Annotated in this window: 23 protein-coding genes and 1 tRNA gene; 12 read left to right on the top strand and 12 right to left on the bottom strand. The window is 40.9% G+C overall.

Annotated elements, in window-relative coordinates; all coding sequences use genetic code 11:
• Positions 1-164 precede the first annotated feature (164 nt).
• A complete protein-coding gene (locus PY364_RS18580) occupies positions 165-1,604 on the bottom strand; it encodes an NB-ARC domain-containing protein (RefSeq protein WP_275524720.1) in 1,440 nt (479 codons plus the stop codon).
• A 365-nt stretch (positions 1,605-1,969) separates the two neighbouring features.
• Here PY364_RS18580 and PY364_RS18585 point away from each other — a divergent pair, with 365 nt between their 5' ends.
• A complete protein-coding gene (locus PY364_RS18585; RefSeq protein ID WP_275524721.1) occupies positions 1,970-2,119 on the top strand; it encodes a hypothetical protein in 150 nt (49 codons plus the stop codon).
• A 343-nt stretch (positions 2,120-2,462) separates the two neighbouring features.
• Positions 2,463-3,302 carry a hypothetical protein gene (locus PY364_RS18590; protein WP_275524722.1) on the top strand — a complete coding sequence of 280 codons (840 nt, stop codon included), beginning with the start codon at positions 2,463-2,465 and terminating at the stop codon, positions 3,300-3,302.
• Between the two features lie 6 nt (positions 3,303-3,308).
• Here the strand turns inward: PY364_RS18590 and PY364_RS18595 are convergent, their stop codons facing one another.
• The 4 genes from PY364_RS18595 to lgt form a co-directional block, all read right to left on the bottom strand.
• A complete protein-coding gene (locus tag PY364_RS18595) occupies positions 3,309-3,641 on the bottom strand; it encodes a hypothetical protein (RefSeq protein ID WP_275524723.1) in 333 nt (110 codons plus the stop codon).
• 146 nt (positions 3,642-3,787) lie between these two features.
• Entirely contained in the window at positions 3,788-4,624 is an 837-nt protein-coding gene (locus tag PY364_RS18600; RefSeq protein WP_275524724.1) for a dienelactone hydrolase family protein, read from the bottom strand.
• A 203-nt stretch (positions 4,625-4,827) separates the two neighbouring features.
• Entirely contained in the window at positions 4,828-5,616 is a 789-nt protein-coding gene (gene cobM, locus PY364_RS18605; protein WP_275524725.1) for a precorrin-4 C(11)-methyltransferase, read from the bottom strand.
• A 117-nt stretch (positions 5,617-5,733) separates the two neighbouring features.
• Positions 5,734-6,645 carry a prolipoprotein diacylglyceryl transferase gene (lgt, locus tag PY364_RS18610; protein WP_275524726.1) on the bottom strand — a complete coding sequence of 304 codons (912 nt, stop codon included), beginning with the start codon at positions 6,643-6,645 and terminating at the stop codon, positions 5,734-5,736.
• A gap of 177 nt (positions 6,646-6,822) precedes the next feature.
• Here lgt and rlmN point away from each other — a divergent pair, with 177 nt between their 5' ends.
• Positions 6,823-7,872 (top strand): 23S rRNA (adenine(2503)-C(2))-methyltransferase RlmN, encoded by a 1,050-nt coding sequence (gene rlmN / locus PY364_RS18615; RefSeq protein ID WP_275524727.1) that lies wholly within the window; start codon positions 6,823-6,825, stop codon positions 7,870-7,872.
• 92 nt (positions 7,873-7,964) lie between these two features.
• On the opposite strand, the gene PY364_RS18620 is transcribed toward rlmN, so the two are convergent.
• On the bottom strand, positions 7,965-8,147 hold the full coding sequence (locus tag PY364_RS18620) for a replication restart DNA helicase PriA (RefSeq protein WP_275524728.1): 183 nt from the start codon (positions 8,145-8,147) through the stop codon (positions 7,965-7,967).
• A 289-nt stretch (positions 8,148-8,436) separates the two neighbouring features.
• Here PY364_RS18620 and PY364_RS18625 point away from each other — a divergent pair, with 289 nt between their 5' ends.
• The 5 genes from PY364_RS18625 to PY364_RS18645 all read left to right on the top strand — a co-directional run bounded on the left by PY364_RS18625 (position 8,437) and on the right by PY364_RS18645 (position 10,636).
• On the top strand, positions 8,437-9,366 hold the full coding sequence (locus tag PY364_RS18625; RefSeq protein ID WP_275524729.1) for a pyridoxamine 5'-phosphate oxidase family protein: 930 nt from the start codon (positions 8,437-8,439) through the stop codon (positions 9,364-9,366).
• A gap of 69 nt (positions 9,367-9,435) precedes the next feature.
• Entirely contained in the window at positions 9,436-9,633 is a 198-nt protein-coding gene (locus PY364_RS18630; protein WP_275524730.1) for a type II toxin-antitoxin system HicA family toxin, read from the top strand.
• Positions 9,633-9,839, top strand: coding sequence for a type II toxin-antitoxin system HicB family antitoxin (locus PY364_RS18635; protein WP_275524732.1), 207 nt, complete (start codon positions 9,633-9,635; stop codon positions 9,837-9,839). Before PY364_RS18630 ends, PY364_RS18635 begins: the two co-directional genes overlap by 1 nt.
• A gap of 57 nt (positions 9,840-9,896) precedes the next feature.
• Positions 9,897-10,238, top strand: coding sequence for a DUF6883 domain-containing protein (locus tag PY364_RS18640; protein WP_275524733.1), 342 nt, complete (start codon positions 9,897-9,899; stop codon positions 10,236-10,238).
• Positions 10,238-10,636 carry a DUF2281 domain-containing protein gene (locus tag PY364_RS18645; RefSeq protein WP_275524735.1) on the top strand — a complete coding sequence of 133 codons (399 nt, stop codon included), beginning with the start codon at positions 10,238-10,240 and terminating at the stop codon, positions 10,634-10,636. Before PY364_RS18640 ends, PY364_RS18645 begins: the two co-directional genes overlap by 1 nt.
• A gap of 74 nt (positions 10,637-10,710) precedes the next feature.
• On the opposite strand, the gene PY364_RS18650 is transcribed toward PY364_RS18645, so the two are convergent.
• Positions 10,711-11,046 (bottom strand): XisI protein, encoded by a 336-nt coding sequence (locus tag PY364_RS18650; protein ID WP_275524736.1) that lies wholly within the window; start codon positions 11,044-11,046, stop codon positions 10,711-10,713.
• Between the two features lie 251 nt (positions 11,047-11,297).
• Between PY364_RS18650 and PY364_RS18655 the strand changes: the two genes are divergently transcribed.
• Both PY364_RS18655 and PY364_RS18660 read left to right on the top strand, forming a co-directional pair.
• Complete coding sequence (locus PY364_RS18655) at positions 11,298-11,867, top strand: hypothetical protein (protein WP_275524738.1); 570 nt, start codon at positions 11,298-11,300, stop codon at positions 11,865-11,867.
• 328 nt (positions 11,868-12,195) lie between these two features.
• A complete protein-coding gene (locus PY364_RS18660) occupies positions 12,196-12,564 on the top strand; it encodes a hypothetical protein (protein ID WP_275524740.1) in 369 nt (122 codons plus the stop codon).
• A gap of 153 nt (positions 12,565-12,717) precedes the next feature.
• Here the strand turns inward: PY364_RS18660 and PY364_RS18665 are convergent, their stop codons facing one another.
• The 3 genes from PY364_RS18665 to radC form a co-directional block, all read right to left on the bottom strand.
• The gene (locus PY364_RS18665) at positions 12,718-13,269 is read right to left on the bottom strand and encodes a transposase (RefSeq protein ID WP_275524742.1); all 552 of its coding nucleotides are present in this window, start codon (positions 13,267-13,269) and stop codon (positions 12,718-12,720) included.
• 111 nt (positions 13,270-13,380) lie between these two features.
• Positions 13,381-13,452: transfer RNA gene (locus PY364_RS18670), tRNA-Val, on the bottom strand.
• Positions 13,453-13,515: 63 nt separating this feature from the next.
• On the bottom strand, positions 13,516-14,247 hold the full coding sequence (radC, locus tag PY364_RS18675; RefSeq protein WP_275524743.1) for a DNA repair protein RadC: 732 nt from the start codon (positions 14,245-14,247) through the stop codon (positions 13,516-13,518).
• 326 nt (positions 14,248-14,573) lie between these two features.
• Here radC and PY364_RS18680 point away from each other — a divergent pair, with 326 nt between their 5' ends.
• Together PY364_RS18680 and PY364_RS18685 are read left to right on the top strand one after the other, a co-directional pair.
• The gene (locus PY364_RS18680) at positions 14,574-15,581 is read left to right on the top strand and encodes a succinate dehydrogenase/fumarate reductase iron-sulfur subunit (RefSeq protein ID WP_275524744.1); all 1,008 of its coding nucleotides are present in this window, start codon (positions 14,574-14,576) and stop codon (positions 15,579-15,581) included.
• Between the two features lie 57 nt (positions 15,582-15,638).
• Complete coding sequence (locus tag PY364_RS18685; protein WP_275524745.1) at positions 15,639-15,827, top strand: chlorophyll a/b-binding protein; 189 nt, start codon at positions 15,639-15,641, stop codon at positions 15,825-15,827.
• A gap of 157 nt (positions 15,828-15,984) precedes the next feature.
• Here the strand turns inward: PY364_RS18685 and PY364_RS18690 are convergent, their stop codons facing one another.
• A complete protein-coding gene (locus PY364_RS18690; RefSeq protein WP_275524747.1) occupies positions 15,985-16,671 on the bottom strand; it encodes a PPC domain-containing protein in 687 nt (228 codons plus the stop codon).
• A 50-nt stretch (positions 16,672-16,721) separates the two neighbouring features.
• A complete protein-coding gene (locus tag PY364_RS18695; protein WP_275524748.1) occupies positions 16,722-18,188 on the bottom strand; it encodes a trypsin-like peptidase domain-containing protein in 1,467 nt (488 codons plus the stop codon).
• Positions 18,189-18,293: the final 105 nt, after the last annotated feature.

Here is an 18,293-nt window from a genome sequence, read left to right on the forward strand (position 1 = left end):
GCAAATAGTACGATTTTCTGTCTTTACGAGCCAAGGGAAGTGCAGTTGCGAGATTACGAAGCAAACTCGAAGTAATCGCAACTTTTAATTTTTACTTGATGTAGTCTAAGTCCTAAGTATAGCGATAGCTATGGTTTAAGTTATCCCCTAATAATTGTATAATGTTAAGGTATTGGTTGCAGCGATCTGGTTTTTAGTTGATCTATCGCTTGTAAAATTGGTAATAAAGTAAAGAAAGTTCCTTTGGTTTGTCCCTTTTTTTCAATTAAACCACGTCGAGTTAAAGACTGAACGGCATTAACTAAGTTTGGCAATATTTGAGGAGTAAATTCTCGATCTAATTGAATTTCCTTATGAATTTGTTTCATAGTTAAACCTTGAGGATATTTACTCAAAACTTCGGTAATTTTTAACTCAATATCAGATAAACGTTGCCAATGTTGTTGTAAAATAGCTTGTAATTCTGTGGTTAAAAATAAAGGAGAAAGTTGACTAAATTCAGCAACACTGCCATTAAATAAATCTTCAATTGTGTAAGCGATTAAATTTAACCATAAGGGGTTGCCTTGATAAAAATTAATAATATCCAACCATCTCTCTTGATCTTGTAAGCCTATTTTTTGCCAAATTTCTGTGATAATTGTGGGTTCTAAACCGGGTAATGGGTAAATTTTAACGAAAGGATTTTTTTGAGAAAGAGAGATAATATCGATCGGCGGTTCCCAACTAATGAGAATGAGGCAACTTTGATGACAAAGTTCGGCAATTTGTTTAAATAGTTTGCTATAATTGGTTTGGTCTGGTTGATAATTTCCGGCTAATTCTCGGCTACTTAGGATATTTTGGACATCATCAAAAATAATCAGACAGCGATGACAACGGAGAAAGTTAAGGAAATTTTGACGCAATTCATCGAGATTATCTGGTAATTGATTTTCCGTGTTTTGCAGAAAAATTTGCAGGATAGATTTGAGGAGTTTTTCTAAGGTTGGCGCGGTGTCGAGACTGCGGTAGATAATGTAATCAAATTGTGGTTTTATTTGTTCGATAAGAGTAAGAGTGAGGGCTGTTTTGCCGATGCCACTTAGACCTAACATGGTAATGATGCGAGTACGATCTTGGAGTATCCATTTTTGTAGTGTTTCAAGTTCAGTGGGGCGGTGGGAAATTGAGGCAATCGTTGGTACTTCTGTTAAATCTAATATGGTTTCATCGGATGTAGATGATGAGGAAAGGGATGATTGATCTTTTTTATCGGGAGAAACACTTAGATTATTATTAATTGTAAAGTTACTTTGGCAAACTCCAGAAACAATGGTTGATGGATAATTAGATGATGAAACATCATTTTTTATATTTTTTAAAACGCTTCTAACATTTTTTTTACTAACCTCTTCTCCTAATGCTTTCGATAGCGTTTTCCAAAGAGCATATCCCACATTTTTAACATGACTTTCACTAAAACCATGTTCACGAGCAATTTCCTTATACAATTGACCCTGAATACCGCCACGTAAAATAGCTTCTTGAAGATCATCAAGATGTTTGCCAGTTCTTTCAAAAATTAAGTCATCGGTCAGTTTTAAAATTTCGTCTATCTCCATAAGTCGTTAGAATTACCTATTTTGGATTATTTTAACAGATTTTTGTGACTTTTCGTAATTTTTAGTAACTTTCGGACTTGGCAAATCATAATTTTTAAGACTTTTTAGGCTTTTTTCGGTCTTGACAGTGACAATTCATTTTTGGCATCATAGTGATAGCTGTAAGAAGTAGGTGGCCATATCATGCTTACAAACATTAATCCCCGCCAGGTCTTGACTTGTTTGATCGTGATTACAAAGAATAATCCGGGATGCTATAAGTCTTTTGCAGCAAAGAAATTGACATCTCAGGTTGTAAGTTTACTATATGGCCACCTCACTTACATTTTTCATGAAAACCAACAAAATGCAAGGAGAATCGATTTATGGAGATCATATTGTTACTGAGTGCCTGTTGTTTTGCTGGCATTGCTGGTTCTACAGCTATACTAGAAGCTGTCAAAGAAGATCAACCACACGAAATCAACCACAAGAAGAAAGTCAATGCAAATAATTTTAGCTGTCGCGAATGCTAGGTGTCGAAAATAGTATAGGTGAGGTGTCAAAAGTATTAGCTGATACAATTTTGCCCTTAGAAGGAATGCTGGAAACCTTTATGGAGCATTATCACCTTATCCTATCACGACAAATACAGATCGTCTACCAGATTGATCGTCAATTGTTTGAAAAGACTGCTTAAAAAGACCACTAGGTTCCTAGTGAGTCTTTTACATATTAAGGTCAGAAAATTTATGTATTTAATCTAGGCAAAATATGAACGATCGGTTTCGATCAACCTTACAGTTCTTATTAACAGGGTTGCTAATTGGTGTAGTGGTTAATCAAATATTTAGTTGCTTCATCATGGGTGGCTATGTTATGCCTGATCCAACAGCCTCTACTGCTAATGTTAATGTTATAGTACAAAAGTTTAAAGTTCCTGTTATAGAAATAGCTTTTTTACTTGGACTTTCTCTAAATTTTCTAAGAATAGGTCATGCTTTGATTGTATTAGAAACCAGTCGATCTTGTCGTGATTATCAGGACTGTATGGAAAAAAATTGTTTTAAATGGCATATTCCTTTTAGCCAAATTTCTTGTTTATTGTTATTTGTTGTCATAGGAATTTATTTAGTTTTATTTGGTCTGCCTAATTTTGAACAAAAGAGTGCTGAAGTTTTACTCGCAACAATTGCATTATTTTTTGTAATATTTTTTTGGGATGCACCTACATTTTCTGTGTATATAAAGTATATAAATAGCCAGAAAAATATTTCTTCGGTGTTAATAGAAATAGTTTTTAATCACTCTATAGGTAAACAAAATGAAAATTATAATAATAATTGTATAGCTAGAGCTTTAATTAATTGGGTGATTTACGATCTGGCTTGTTTCGCATTACTTATCCTGGGATTTGCTCTAATTGGCATCTTGTATACAAATAAGCTTTGCTTGCCTCTATTGGGATGTTTAGAGGAAAACTATATTAAACTTGCTTGGGCTTCATTTTTACTAATATTGGTTTCTATCTTAGATTACTCCCATCCTAAATTATTTAAAATAAAATTACCTTTTGGCTGGTTAACTAATGGTATATTCTATATAAAATTACCTTTCGGCTGGTTAACTAATGGTATATTCTATTGGGGAGATGAATCTGAGAAAAGAGAGTCTGATGTACTAAATGACAGTGCTTCTGGTTCATACTCTAAAGAATAACTCACGCTAATTTACTCCTAATTTTTGGTAAGCATCGGCGGCCAAAATACGTTGTCTTCCAGTGCTTCGATGCTTTTGTATTTCTAATAAACTTTCGCGAAATTCTGGTTTCAATTCTAATCCTCGATCGGGATCGCTAAAATACTCGTCTAAAGACTCTTTTATAGTAAGTTGAATTAAATCCTGAAGTTCCTGAGATGATATACCTTGATTTATTTCATCAGGTCTTTTTGCTTCCACCTCTTGACTAACTATTTTTTGTAAGTCTTCTAGTAATTGTAACTTGTCACTTATTCTTAAACTTTGGACTTGTTGCAGTATCTCGTTATAAGTTGCCATAGATTTTTCCCGTAAGATAAATACGATCTCACTATTATATATTAAATGCAGGTGTTTGTCAAAAGTATATTTTCTCAATTGCTAATTAAAAAAGAAAGGCGATCGCTCTTTTTTCTTAGTAAAAAAGCGATCGCGATCGCCGTCATTTAAGCAACTCCATACTGCTTAAACCAAGCTTGTAATCGCTTCCATGCGTCCTGAGCTTCTTTTTGCCGATAAGTTGGGCGATAATCGGCATTAAAGCCATGTGGAGTATCTGGATAAAGCACTATTTCCGAACCGCTACTCCCAGTTTTGAGAACCTGACGCATTTTCTCAACTGTATCACTGGGAATGTAATCATCTTTGCCACCGTAAAGTCCTAAAATAGGTACTTTTAAAGTGGCTGCAATATCAATCGGATTTTTGGGATTTAAAGAGGTTGGTTCAGCAATTAATCGTCCGTACCAAGCTACGCCAGCTTTGACTTTGGGGTTATGAGCTGAGTATAACCAAACGATGCGACCGCCCCAACAAAATCCTGTTATTCCTAGTTTGTTAATGTTGCCTTTTGATGATTTTTCTGCCCAAGCTACAGTTGCATCTAAATCAGACATAACTTGAGTATCTGGAACTTTAGAGACAACTTTGCTGATGATTTCTTGAATATCGGTCATTTTGGAAACATCGCCTTGACGGGCGAACATTTGAGGTGCGATCGCTAAGTAACCTAATTTGGCAAAGCGGCGGCAAATATCCTGAATGTGAGCGTGAACGCCGAAGATTTCTTGCACTACTAATACTACTGGGAAATTGCTACCCGTTGCCGGCATTGCTCTATATGCTGGAATTGAGCCATCTTTAACAGGAATTTTTACTTCTCCTGCTAATAAACCTTTGGTATCTGTGGTAATAACTGTGGCGGAAATGGGATGAGCTGCTAATGCAAATCCGGCGGCAAGTGTGGTGATTGTAATGAATTTTCTGCGGGTTAATTCTATCATGGTTGTTGGTTGGTTGTTGGTTTTTGGTTGGCTTCGACGTGAGCGCTAAGCCGAAGGTTCCAGCGTTGATGTCTTTTATCTTACCGCAATAAACCAGTAAAGCAATTAACAATTAGCAATTAACAATTAGCAATTAGCCATTAGCCATTAGCAATTAGCAATTAGCCATTAGCAATTAGCCATTAGCAATTAGCCATTAGCAATTAACATTTTTTTTGACGGAATAGGTGACTGTGTTCGGGATGGTAAAGGCGCGATCGCCCTTCTACTGCTCCCAAGGCTGGACTAATCACATACATTGTGGTTCTAATTAATTTATTATCAAGGGTAACAACTGCCATTTTGTCAAGAGAAACTAGCAAAATCTTTTCATCCGGCCAGCCTAAACGGTAACAAATTGCTACTGGTGTATCGCTTGGATAATGTTCGGCTAACTTAGCTTGAGCTGCTTCGACGTGGCGGGCACTCAAATATAGACATAAACTCGCCTGATGTGCGGCTAAACTTGCTAATTCTTCGCGTTGTGGAACTTCTGTGTTACCGCTGATACGGGTAAGAATAATAGTTTGTACTCCTCCGGGTATTGTCAGCTCAACTTTAAGTTTAGCGGCTGCTGCCTGGAAAGCGCTAATTCCTGGTATTACCTCAAAAGGGATGTCGGCTTCAGCTAAAGCTTGCATTTGCTCGTGTATGGCACTGTAGAGGCTCGGATCGCCGGAGTGAAGGCGGACTACTGAAAGTTGCGATCGCACTCTTTCGATCGCGATCGGCAAAATCTCTTCGAGGGTTTTATTCGCAGTTTGGATAATCTCAGCATCAGGGCGAACACCCTGTAGAATTTGCTTAGGAACTAGGGAATCGGCAAATATAATTACATCAGCTTTAGCCAGTAATTTCTGAGCCTTAACTGTCAATAAGTCCGGGTCGCCGGGGCCGGCCCCAACGATATAAACTCCAGGTTTCAGAGACTCAGTGTTATCGATCGTACTCATTCAAAAAAAATTCTACTAATTTTGGCAATTGATCCGGGTTCACTCCATCCCATCCAGAAAACAAGAGTGGTAGATGCACCCTGGTTTGAACCCTAGAGACCTATCTCTAGGGTTTTTTTAATTATTGGTATCACCATCATCTCGCGAGCGGTTAATATTAGTTTGTTGTTGGCTTGCTGACACCACATCTGGCAAAGGGCGATCGAAAAAGTAAAGCCAAGCTAGCCCCGTCAATCCTACAAAAATACCTGTTAAGCTTACTAACTGAGCAATTCGCAACGAGCCTAACATCAAACTATCAGTTCGCAACCCTTCAATCCAGATGCGACCAGTGCTGTAGGCTGCTATATAAACTAGAAATAACGTGCCTGTTTTCAGGCGGCGTTTTCCCTGTAAATCCTGAAAAAATAATGTCAGTAATAAGCCAAATACTGCCAAATTCCATAAAGACTCGTAGAGAAAAGTAGGGTGAAAATAGTCAAATTGTCTGTATTCTGGAGGCAGTGCATAGCGGCGATCGGGGGGTATGTACAATTTCCAAGGCAAATCTGTAGGGCCTCCGAAAGCTTCTGAGTTGAAAAAATTTCCCCAGCGACCAATTGCTTGACCTAAAATTACAGAAGGAGCCATCAAATCCGCTAATTGCCAGAAAGAAATTTGCTGAATTTTGGAGAAGATTAAAGCTGCTGTTAGTCCGCCTAAAATAGCTCCGTGTATGGCAATTCCACCTTTCCAAATTGCAATGATATCGCCTGGATTTTGACTGTATTGTTGCCACTCGAAGAGAACGTAGTAGAGTCTAGCACAGGGAATCGCTCCCACAACTAGCCAGATCGCGAGGTCGCCGATGGTTTCAGGGTTGATGCGGCGGCGTTCGGCGAGGTATTGGGAAAGGTTTACGCCAATTAAGACTGCTGAAGCAATTAAAAGACCGTACCATCGGATCGATAGTGGCCCCAGGCTGAAAATTATGGGGCCTGGAGAGGTAAATTGAAAGGCTAAGGGTAGGGCTGGATGGTGTAGCAACATGAAAATTTAATCGATAGTGGTTACAAACTGTAAGATCCGCGCACCCTGTACGAAACTACAGATTTGATTTTAGGTTGTGGCGGTGACATGAGTGCAATATCGGTTCAAATTTCTAGGACTTACACAAAGAAACCGGGTTAAATTAGTAGTAGTCCGTTTTTAGTTTTCCTCCGTCCTATGCCCGTTGTCGAATCCCCAAAGCCCCATGCCTCTTCTTCCTCGCCCCTTTTAGGTGCAACTCTTGCGGAGTTAACAGCATGGGTACAACAGCAGGGACAACCTGCTTACCGCGCTAAGCAGTTACATCAGTGGATTTATGAGAAAGGGGTGCGATCGCTTTCGGAAATCTCTGTTTTCTCGAAACAGTGGCGTGAAAGTCTGGCCCATGTCCCCATTGGTCGGTCAACAATTCATCATCGCTCAGTTGCTCCCGATGAAACTGTAAAATATCTTTTGAAGTTAGCCGATGGTCAAATTGTGGAAGCTGTTGGTATTCCGACGGAAAAGCGTCTGACTGTTTGCGTTTCTTCACAGGTTGGCTGTCCGATGGCCTGCGATTTTTGTGCTACTGGTAAGGGTGGTTTTCAGCGCCATTTAGCTAAACATGAAATTGTCGATCAGGTATTGACGGTTCAAGAAGATTTTAAACGGCGCGTCAGCCATATTGTGTTTATGGGTATGGGGGAACCGCTACTGAATCTGGAGAATGTGGTAGCGGCGGTTAAGTGTCTCAATGAAGATGTGGGCATTGGACAGCGAAATATTACAATTTCGACAGTGGGAATCCGCGATCGCATCCACCTACTAGCTGAACATCACCTACAAGTTACTCTGGCTGTTAGCCTTCACGGTTCTAATCAAAAGTTACGGGAAAAGTTAATACCAAGTGCTCGTAATTATCGCTTTGATGAATTGATGGAAGAATGCCGGGAATATGTGAAGATTACTGGTCGCAGGTTGAGTGTTGAATATATTCTTTTGGCAGGCGTGAATGATTTGCCTGAACACGCGGCTGAGTTGGCTGATAATTTGCGGGGTTTTCAATGCCATGTTAATTTGATTCCTTATAATCCGATTGCGGAAGCTGATTATGAGCGACCAAGTGATTATCGAATTAAGGTTTTTGTGGAGGCTTTAAAGGCGCGACATATTGCAGTTAGCGTGCGTTATTCTCGCGGTTTAGATGCAGATGCAGCCTGCGGTCAGTTGCGGGCCTCGCGAGTTTAATTTTGGTGTGGATGCTGCCGATGGCTATCTTTTTGGTAAGGGAGATATTAATTAGGCAGCACCCACCCTTAAAGGTTGATGTTGTAACTATATTATTGGCGGCAATAAACTCCTGTGGCAGATGTCTCTATAACTTTACCAGTGCGAGAACAAGTAATCATTAAATAGTCGCAGGTGGGACATTTAGTTTCCGTTAGCTGAGTGCTAGAGTGATAGTGGCGTTCGGCGGCGGAACTGCCGCAATTTGGACAGCGAATAGCTTGTTTTGTCTGCATTTTAAATCCTTTGAGTTTAATGGTTTTTAACGTGCTCTTTAATTTCAAATTAGATCATTTATTTGAAAAAATTAATTTTCGCAACAAAACGTATCTAATTTAACCAATTGGTTAAGAAATTGTAACTAGAGAATTGAATCCAGAAACGTCGATCGAAAAGATCAAAGAAAAAGTTGATGGTTAAATAGGGGAAGATTTTTATAAAAATACTAGGATATAATTTTAATTAAGTGTTATAGCAATCATTCGATAGTTTTTGTGTTTTAGCAAGATTTGGATGGTATACTCTATGCGACTTGAAAGCCCTTTTCACGAAGGCGAACTCCACGCACAGCAACGGGTTGGCGAGGAGATCGCAGCCCAACAAAATGGGCAAATCATTGGGGATACAATTCTCCAAAATGCAATCAAATTCATCGAACAGCAACGCATGATTGTTCTGGGCAGTGTGGATGCAGGGCAGAAAGTTTGGGCATCGGTGTTGTTTGGGTTGCCTGGTTTTGTTAAACCTGTCGATTCGCAGGCGATCGCATTTGACTTAACCCAAGCTATGATTAATCCTCACGATCCTTTCTGGGCAAACATCCAGACTGAAAATCAGATCGGAATGCTGGCGATCGAACTTGTCAGTCGCCGTCGGTGGCGGATTAATGGCGCGATCGCTCAACAAGGAAGCGATCGCTTATGTTTAAATGTTGTAGAATCCTATCCCAACTGCCCCAAGTACATTCAGCGACGGCAGCTTGTTCCAAATTTCGATTTAACGACTGCAAAACAATGTTCTGAGGCACAATTTGGACAATCCCTGACACCTGAACAGCAGCGTTGGATTGGATCGGCCGATACTCTATTTGTTGCCAGCGCCCACCCAACTCGTGGGGTTGATGCCTCTCATCGCGGGGGAAATCCAGGCTTTGTCCAGATTCTAAATGAGCGATCGCTTCGCATTCCCGATTACGCTGGAAACAGTATGTTTAATACCCTGGGAAACCTGGTTATTAATCCTTTAGCGGGGTTAGTTTTTATAGACTTCGATCGCAGTCGCACGCTGCAACTGACAGGTAAAACTACAATTCAGTGGAATCTGGATGAGTCTACCGACTCAACTGGTGGGACTCATAGATATTGGGATTTCGCAATTGACCAGTGGTTAGAAACTGACTTACCCCAATTACTTCACTGGGAATTTTTAGATTATTCTCCTCACAATCCAATATGAGTCATGGTAAACTTGAGGAGAAATATGAGGCTGAATTATGATAAAAGAGATTTTTATAGAAAACTATAAATGAAAGTTAGAGAAATCATTAAAATGTTAGAAGATGATGGTTGGTATTTAGCCAGAACAAAGGGCAGCCATCGTCAATTTAAACACCCAGAAAAGGCTGGGACTGTCACTGTGTCAGGTAATTTAGGTGTTGATATGCCAATAGGTACGCTTAAAAATGTTTTGCGTCAAGCTCAAATAAACGAGGAGGAAGATTAATGCGTTATGCTGTTGTAATTGAGAAGGGTGAAACTAGCTACGGTGCGTATGTTCCCGATTTACCTGGATGTGTGGCTGTAGCTGAAAGTTTAGAAGATGTGAGGAATTTAATTAAAGAGGCGATCGCATTCCATCTTGAAGGACTACAAGAGGATGCTTTTCCTATTCCTGAACCTGTCTCTATTTGCGAATATGTTGAAGCTTAAGCTAATTATAATTAACATATTTCTATTTACAAATGGCGATGCAAAGAAGTATCAATAATGACCTTACCTAACCGTTTCGAGTTTCCCATCGCTAAAGCACAATATCTCTTCAGTCGTACCACTGAACCAGGAAAAGGAGGAGATAAGCGGAAATTCTGGCAAGAGGTAATGGAATTTCAATCACCAGAGGCAATTCGAGAGACAATCTTAGCAGAGGTATCCTTGGATATGCTACAACCTCAGAGTCAGAACGAGCAAGGTCAACTTTATCGTGCCTATATCCAAGTTACAGGGGCCTCTGGGATATCCCGACGAATTAGAACAGTTTGGATTGTTCTATTTAATGAAGATATTGCCAGATTTGTAACAGCAGTACCTGATAGATCAGGAGGTTTATAATGAATAAATTTCAACTATTTGATGGCGTTAAGCTAGCTGAAGAAATCCCCTTAACTGATGGAGGAGTAGCGCAAACGGGAACAGTCGGCGCAATTGTGGAAATTCTTGGAGATGGTAAAGCTTATCTTGTCGAATTATTTGGCGACTGGGTTAAGTATGATGAGAATGGGGATTTTATGCCAGCTACTCAGGATGAATCCGGCTCATTTATGGAGACAATAGGTGTAGAAACCGTTTATCCTCATCAATTAATTTTAACAATTCTTGCCCGCGAAACAATGGGAGTTCGAGAACATTTAACAACAGTTTTAGATAATTTGTCCGATGATTTAGTCGCTGAAGTTCGCGATTTTGCTGAATTTTTGCAGCAAAGACAACAACAAAAGCAAGTAAGCTAAAAAAGCTTTCCTCTTTTTGTAATTGTAGCGATCGCACTTTCTTTTTAAATATCGTCATCGCTAACCCTTTAAAATCAAGCAACACCATACCCCGTATATTGCCTTACCTCTGGCGGCTGAAAACCCAAAACAATCTTATCTTTAGAAATTCCCCTGGCGACTAACTCATCTGTCACCCCATCTTCAATCCCATCTCGCAAAATCCAAACCGAATCGCCAATAATTTCAATGTGAACTAAACACCCATGAATCCTTTGTAAGTCATTCCAACCATTATTCATCAATAAAAAATGATTTCTATTCTCACTCACAATTAATACACAATCAATTTCACCCTGGGAATAGGGGATATTAGCATGATATTGCAAAACATCATTAATAATTTTCCGATAATTATCTAGCTTGTCCATTGTATAATTACCTCCTTTCTCGGATCGAAAACTAATAAACGCAAATCGGTTTTTCTTAACAATAATTCTCCAATCGGTTGATGAACTCTTGATAAATGATTAATAATCGCCAGAACTTCATCTAATGTTTCTAGCTATCATCCTCCTATGGGTGTGATTATCCCGAAATTTTCGGCTTTTTGTGACCTAGTGGCTGACAAGACGGAAAATTTCGGTATAATAAATACTTAGATGCAATTGGAACAGCACGAATGGACTCTTGGGAAAAGCTGCACAACTTTATGAAGAGCTTTGCAGCAGCCGTTGAGCTTAACTCACGCGCTGCTAAACAAGGCTGCTTTGTGGAATGCGTTGTGCTTTCGGCGGCGGTAATCGACGCTACACTTCGAATGGGCTTAATCCTCAAGCATCAACTTGATACCAGCAGTAATAGCCTTCTTGATGACCTCCTGCATCAAGAAGAGAGAGATAAGATCATTTCAGAACAAAAGATTTACACAATGTCTCTCTCGAATCAGATTATTGATCAGGCTACTTTTGATAAGCTCAACAATCTTTATAAACGCCGTAACCGTGTTATCCATCGTTATTGCATAAGTCTGATCACTACAAAAGATGTTCTAGATATCGCATCTGAATACGACGAACTGAAGCATGAAGTCTCGGCTTTTGTTGAAAAACTAGAAAAGGAGCAGATCAGGCTCGGCGTTGGAATGACATCAGAAGGTGGCACAGGTGATATTGCTGATCAAGTTCGCGATCTTGCGCTTGGCAAGCATGGAGATGATGGACTCGCAAATGCCCTTAGAAATGGCATCTAACAACCGCGCTGCACCGGAACTCTCCAATGCAGTAGGGTGCGTTAACGAAGTGTAACGCACCATCAAATATACACAAATGTAACGCCCCATCTTTATGTTAATTTAAGGTGTGTTACGCTGTCGCTAACACACCCTACGACTGCAAAGATATCGGCAACCGCTGACCAGAACCGTTAAGGTGTTTATCGCTCATTGGTCTGTCTGAATTAGTTGTGATAAACATCTTCTCGTTCCACTAATTCTAAGGTCAATGAACGTATAATAATTTGGAAAAATAGATTTTTATGATGGAAAAATATATCATAAGGCTTTTTCACCTAAACTTGAAATGTTAATAACTGAAAATGGGAAAGGGAGGAAAATTAATACTTCTGTACAAATACTTTTAGAAGATGAGGAATTAGAATTTGATGATATTATAGATGCTTTAGATTTTGTAGTTGAGCATATTGCTGAAAAAATAATTGATGATTTTGATATATCTCGATTAATTGAACTAGATTATGTTGGTGATCGAGATGATTTATTGTCAAGTATCAAGGGTAAAAAACATATTAAAAAATTTGGTAAATTGGAAAATATGAATGGTAATCAACTTTATATTAATGTAGGTGGTAATAGAACGGAAAATATAACTAAAATAAACCAATTAGCTTCTTTATTTAGTTTTATGAGAGATTTTAAAATCATCAATTAAAAGCTAAAAAGGAAAACAATCTTTAGTGCGATCGCCGATCTTGTAGGGTGCGTTAACGGAGTGTAACGCACCATCAAATATACACAAATGTAACCCACCATCTTTATGTTAATTTAAGGTGTGTTACGCTGTCGCTAACACACCCTACGACTGCTAATCATCGCAATATCCTTGAGGTTTTTCTTTTCTGCCATCTTTACCCCAATCTGGCGGATAAATTCCCTGAGCGATAAACCGATGAATACTGGAATACTGCCAATCTTGGGGATTTTCACACAATCCATGTCGAACCGGATTATCATGAATATAATCACAATGGAGCGCAAAATCCCGTTCATCCCGAATTAAATGCTCCCAAAACCGACGTTGCCAAAGATTACTTTCTCCTCGCTTTTGTCGTGATTGAGAAACCTCCCGATTAACCCCTAATTCTTGTCCATAATGTTTGGTAACATAAGTTTTAATTAAGCGCAATCTCACCGACAAATCCTTATCATCAGGAGATAAAGTCCACAAACAATGGAAATGATCGGGTAATAAAACAAAAGCATCAATACAAAAAGGATATTTTTCCTTTACTTTTTCTATTGCTTCTCGGAGAGCTTTTCTCCCTATGTCACTACAAAGCCAAGAATCTCTTTGATAAGTGACTTGTGTGATGAAATATGTACCTCCAGAAACATTAGGTCTTCGATAATTAGGCATAGGCAGTTAGTCAGGGTGAAATTAAATTATTCTTAAATTATTTATTGTATTGTCATAAATCTGTCATTGATGACAATTAATGTGTCATTGTACATTAAAAATAAAACCAAATGGGCGATACAGGATTTGAACCTGTGACCCCTTCCGTGTGAAGGAAGTGCGCTACCACTGTGCTAATCGCCCGCGAAAAACAAATATAACACAACCACCCCAAATAAATCAACCCCCCAATTAACATTTCCTCCCTCAATCCCCCTGCGGGTACTCCTCCCACAAACTCGTAGTCTGTCGCAAACTCCGAAAATCCCCATTTCCCAAAATCAAATGATCCAACACGGGAATCGCCAAAAACTGCGCCCCCGCCAACAATTGCTTAGTTAAAGCAATATCCTCTGGGCTCGGTTCCAGATTCCCCGACGGGTGATTATGGGAAACGATCGCGCGCGTGGCCCCCTGACGAATCACTTCCCGGAAAATATCTCGCGGATGCGCCAAAGTCTCTGTCGCCGTCCCAATTGTAATCACCTGGGTCCCCAATAACCGATTTTTCACATCCAGCAACAATACGGCAAAATGTTCTTGCTGCTTCCACATGAGATCCTGACTCAGCGCGTCTGCGGCCGACTGGGGACTATCAATCATCGCTAAATCAGGCGATCGCGACTGAAAAACCCGCTTTCCCAACTCAACCGCCGCTAAAATCGTCGTCGCCTTCGCCGGCCCAATCCCGTGAATCTGCGTCAATTCCTGAACGCTAATATTTCGCAATATCGACAGCGGATCGCGCTGATGTAGGCTTAATTGATTTAAAATAAATTGTCCCAGACCTACCGCCGAAAGTTTCCCAGGCCCCTGACCGGTTCCTAAAAGAATCGCGATTAATTCCGCTGTAGAGAGACTTTTAGCGCCATTCGCCATTAATCGTTCGCGAGGTCGTTCGCTGGTTGGTAAATCGGCAATTCTCAGGCTGTAGGTCATAGATGCACCTGCGATCGCAACTTAGACAATGAAACCATATTACTTTAAACTGGGCGGTTGAAACCGCGTCTACACAAACCAAACCCGCCTACGCGGGTTAAAATTCTACAGAAAATCGGCGGTTGAAACCGCGTCTACACAAACCAAACCCGCCTACACGGGTTAAAATTCTACAGTCCGCGAAGGCGGACTTCGTTTGTGTAGCCGCGAATTATATTCGCCGGGTCTTCATTTATTTGTGTAGCCGCGAATTATATTCGCCGGGACTTATTGCTTATTGCTAAAGATTAGGCCCTAAAATAGATACAACTCCCCCAAATTCAACCATGCAAATCCGCTTTAAAATAACTCGCCAAACCCAAAACTCCGCCCCCGAATTTCAAACCTACACCATCGATGCAGAACCAGGTAATACTATCCTTGATTGCCTCAACCGCATCAAATGGGAACAAGACGGAACCCTCGCCTTTCGTAAAAATTGCCGCAATACAATTTGTGGCAGTTGTTCCATGCGAATTAACGGCCGATCAACCTTAGCTTGTAAAGAAAATATCGCCAGCGAAGTCCAAAGACTCCAAAAAATTGCCAACGCTAACTCAGCCCAAACTCCTTCAGATTCGATCCCAGAAATTACCATTGCCCCAATGGGTAATATGCCCGTAATTAAAGATTTAGTCGTAGATATGACTAGCTTTTGGAACAACCTAGAAGCAGTCGAACCCTACGTTAGTACGGAAGCTAGAAAAATTCCTGAACGGGAATTTCTCCAAACACCGGAAGAACGAGAAAAACTCAACCAAACAGGTAATTGTATCCTCTGCGGAGCCTGCTATTCTGAATGTAATGCCCGCGAAGTTAACCCGGAATTTGTCGGCCCCCACGCCCTCGCCAAAGCCTACCGCATGGTAGCTGACAACCGCGATGACCAAACAGAAAACCGACTAGAAAAATACAATCAAAGCACCGATGGGGTGTGGGGTTGTACCCGCTGTTACTACTGCAATTCTGTTTGTCCGATGGATGTTGCACCGATGGATCAAATTGGTAAAATTAAACAAGAAATCCTCGATCGCAAAGACGCACAAGCCAGTCGTTCCATTCGTCACCGCAAGGTTTTAATTAATTTAGTTAAAGAAGGCGGTTGGATTGATGAGCGTAAATTTGGTGTACAAGTAGTAGGTAACTACTTTCGCGACATCAAAGGCTTACTCAGTCTTGGCCCCTTGGGTTTGCGGATGATTGTTAAAGGTAAATTTCCCTTATCCTTTGAACCATCGGAAGGTACAGAAACAGTGCGAACGCTGATCGAATCCGTGCAAAAATTAGAACAGTAAGCCATTGGCAATAATCCCAGTTGTAGTAGTAAAATTCACCTAAAATATCAAACCAAAATGACATCTGAAACCCCAACTTCAACACCAAAATCAACTCCAGAAACACCAAGCAAACCCGAACCTGCCTTTGGTTGGACTCCCTATGCAGAACAAATTAATGGGCGTTTTGCGATGATAGGATTTGTAGCGCTGTTATTGCTAGAATTGTTTACCCGCCAGGATTTCTTTACCTGGTTGGGGATGTAATTTATTCCGTAACGCCGCCATCTTGGCGATCAAGTCACCGCCAAGATGGCGGCGTTACGTAAGTAATGCGTAAGTCCTATTTTAGAGAAATGGTATAATTTATGTTTCTTATAATCAAGGGGAAAGCAATATTTGAATTTTACTTTCCCCTTCCTTTTTAATTGTTACGGATAGTCAAAGTGTACTTACCCCGATCGGTTTTATCCCGACCATTCACAATTACCTTATAGTTGCCAGTGGCAGGTAAAGTAATACTCAGCATAGAATTGCAGAACCCCTTGCTGATAAAATCTTTCTTAGTTGTCTCATCTTGATAGTTGCAACTATCCCCCATATCGTCAGCTTCTTCGATCAATTTGCCAGTAGAATCAAACAGTGCTAAGTACGTATCAAAATCAGGACTTTCTACCTTAATAGTTACGTTTTGACCTTGACGACCGTCAAAGCTATATTGGTCGAACAGACTCCCATCAATTTCAAGTACAGACGAGTTCGTAGGGCTCAGTTCCCCATCTTTTTCCAAAATAACGCTAGATGGCGATTCGGAAGGGCTAGGCGAAGGTGGTAACGGTCTAGGCGATTCGGAAGGGCTAGGCGAAGGTGGTAACGGTCTTGGAGAGGGCGATACTGAAGGACTAGGCGACGGTTCAGGACTCTCCTGAGCTAAAATAGAATTAGCGGACAAAACAGACTTCCTCTGAGGAAATTCTGCTGAAATAAAGGAAGAGCTAGTGCTACCAACAACCTGACTAGAGGGGGAAAATGGCGCAGCGATGAGTGGATTGCCAGAAAAGGCAGCTAGTAGGCTAACTGGCGCGATCGCCCAAAATCTAACTTGACGCATGAATTACCTCGAATTGGGAATAAAGAAAAAGACCTTTCCTTTCTCTGTTTTTAACGGACTGTCAGAGTGTAGCGGCCTCGACCTGTAGAATCATAAGCATTAACAATCACTCGATAAGTACCCGCCACAGGTAAAGTCACAGCGATCGCAGCATTTTTACTTGACTCAGTAATGTCGTCATTTTCCGCAACTAACCTGCTATTCGGGCCAAACAATGCCAAATACGGATCAAACTCAGAACTTTCGAGCATAATCGAGACAGACTGTCCGGCACGACCTTCAAAAGTATACTCGCGGTAAAGACTCCCATCAGACTCAAGTACAGGAGCACCTTCAGCTAAAACCCCATTTTCCTGCAAAATTACACTTCTTGACTCCGGCGGAGTAACCTGAGTCGGCGCACTACCCTTAAGTTGTAAAGTATAAGACCCCGATTGCCGCGCCTCATAAGAATTTGCCAGTAGAGTGTAAGTACCATCTGCGGGTAACGTCACCACAATTCGGGCATCTTTATTACCGCCGCCATCATCATCTTGAGCGATTTCGCGCTGACCTGGCCCCAACAAAATCAAATAAGGGTCAATATCTTTGCTCTTCATATCAATAGTGACTTCCTGGCCAGCTTTACCCTCAAAGGAATAGAGGTCAAAAAAGCTATTGTCCACTGGCAAGATGCTGGATTTTTCATTAAGCTTGCCATTGACCATTGGCCCGTTTAGCATCAATTTTTGAGGTTGCTGGCTGCCAAAAAGTGAGCCTCGCCTCTGGGATACGCGGGAAGCTCTACCTTCTTGAACTGCCGTCAGGAATGGGGGCACTTTGTCCACAGAAATAGCAAAACCAATGCCAATATTGCCTCCACCTTGGCCGCGAGTAAAAATTGAAGTGTTGACTCCAATTAATTCTCCAGCACTATTAAGTAAAGGCCCTCCAGAATTGCCTGGATTGATAGCAGCATCGGTTTGAATCAAGCCTCGATCTTTGTCAATACGGCTGACGATCCCGACAGTAAAAGTACCCTGAAATTGACCGAAGGGATTGCCGATCGCATAGGCCCGTTGACCAACTTTTATCGAACCAGCAGCCGCCAGAGGAATTGTCGGTAAATTAGTGCGATCGCGTATTTTCACCACAGCTAGGTCTAAACCATCTTCCCCAAAGCCGACGACATCGGCTGTTACCTTACTGCCATCTGCCAGAATTACTGTCACGGTTCCGCCTTCGGAGACAACGTGAGCGTTAGTTAAAACCATCCCATCTGGAGTAACGATCGTGCCACTACCATTAGCCTTGTCCGTATCGATAGTAACGACAGCCGGACTAGCTCGTTCGTAGACGCGGATATTTGTTTGTTCGTCAACATCTTGTTGGGCGATCGCACCGTCTACATACCCCAGATTAACTTGGGTTAAGTCCTTTACCCGCATCGGTGACGGTGTGGCAGCAACACCTGCTCCCAGCACCGCACCAACTGTTAAGATTCCTGATACTGCTAAGCCCAAAATTTTGAAATTCATCTGGTTTATGTGGTGAATGCTCTTTTCCTTAGTAAGGAGGACGGGGACAGCCAGGATTTAAATCAATTGTAACTTCATATTAGATTGGTATTATATCAATATTAA

Origin of the sequence: Kamptonema sp. UHCC 0994 (assembly GCF_029167235.1) — a bacterium.
In the GTDB taxonomy this organism is placed as follows: domain Bacteria; phylum Cyanobacteriota; class Cyanobacteriia; order Cyanobacteriales; family Microcoleaceae; genus Kamptonema.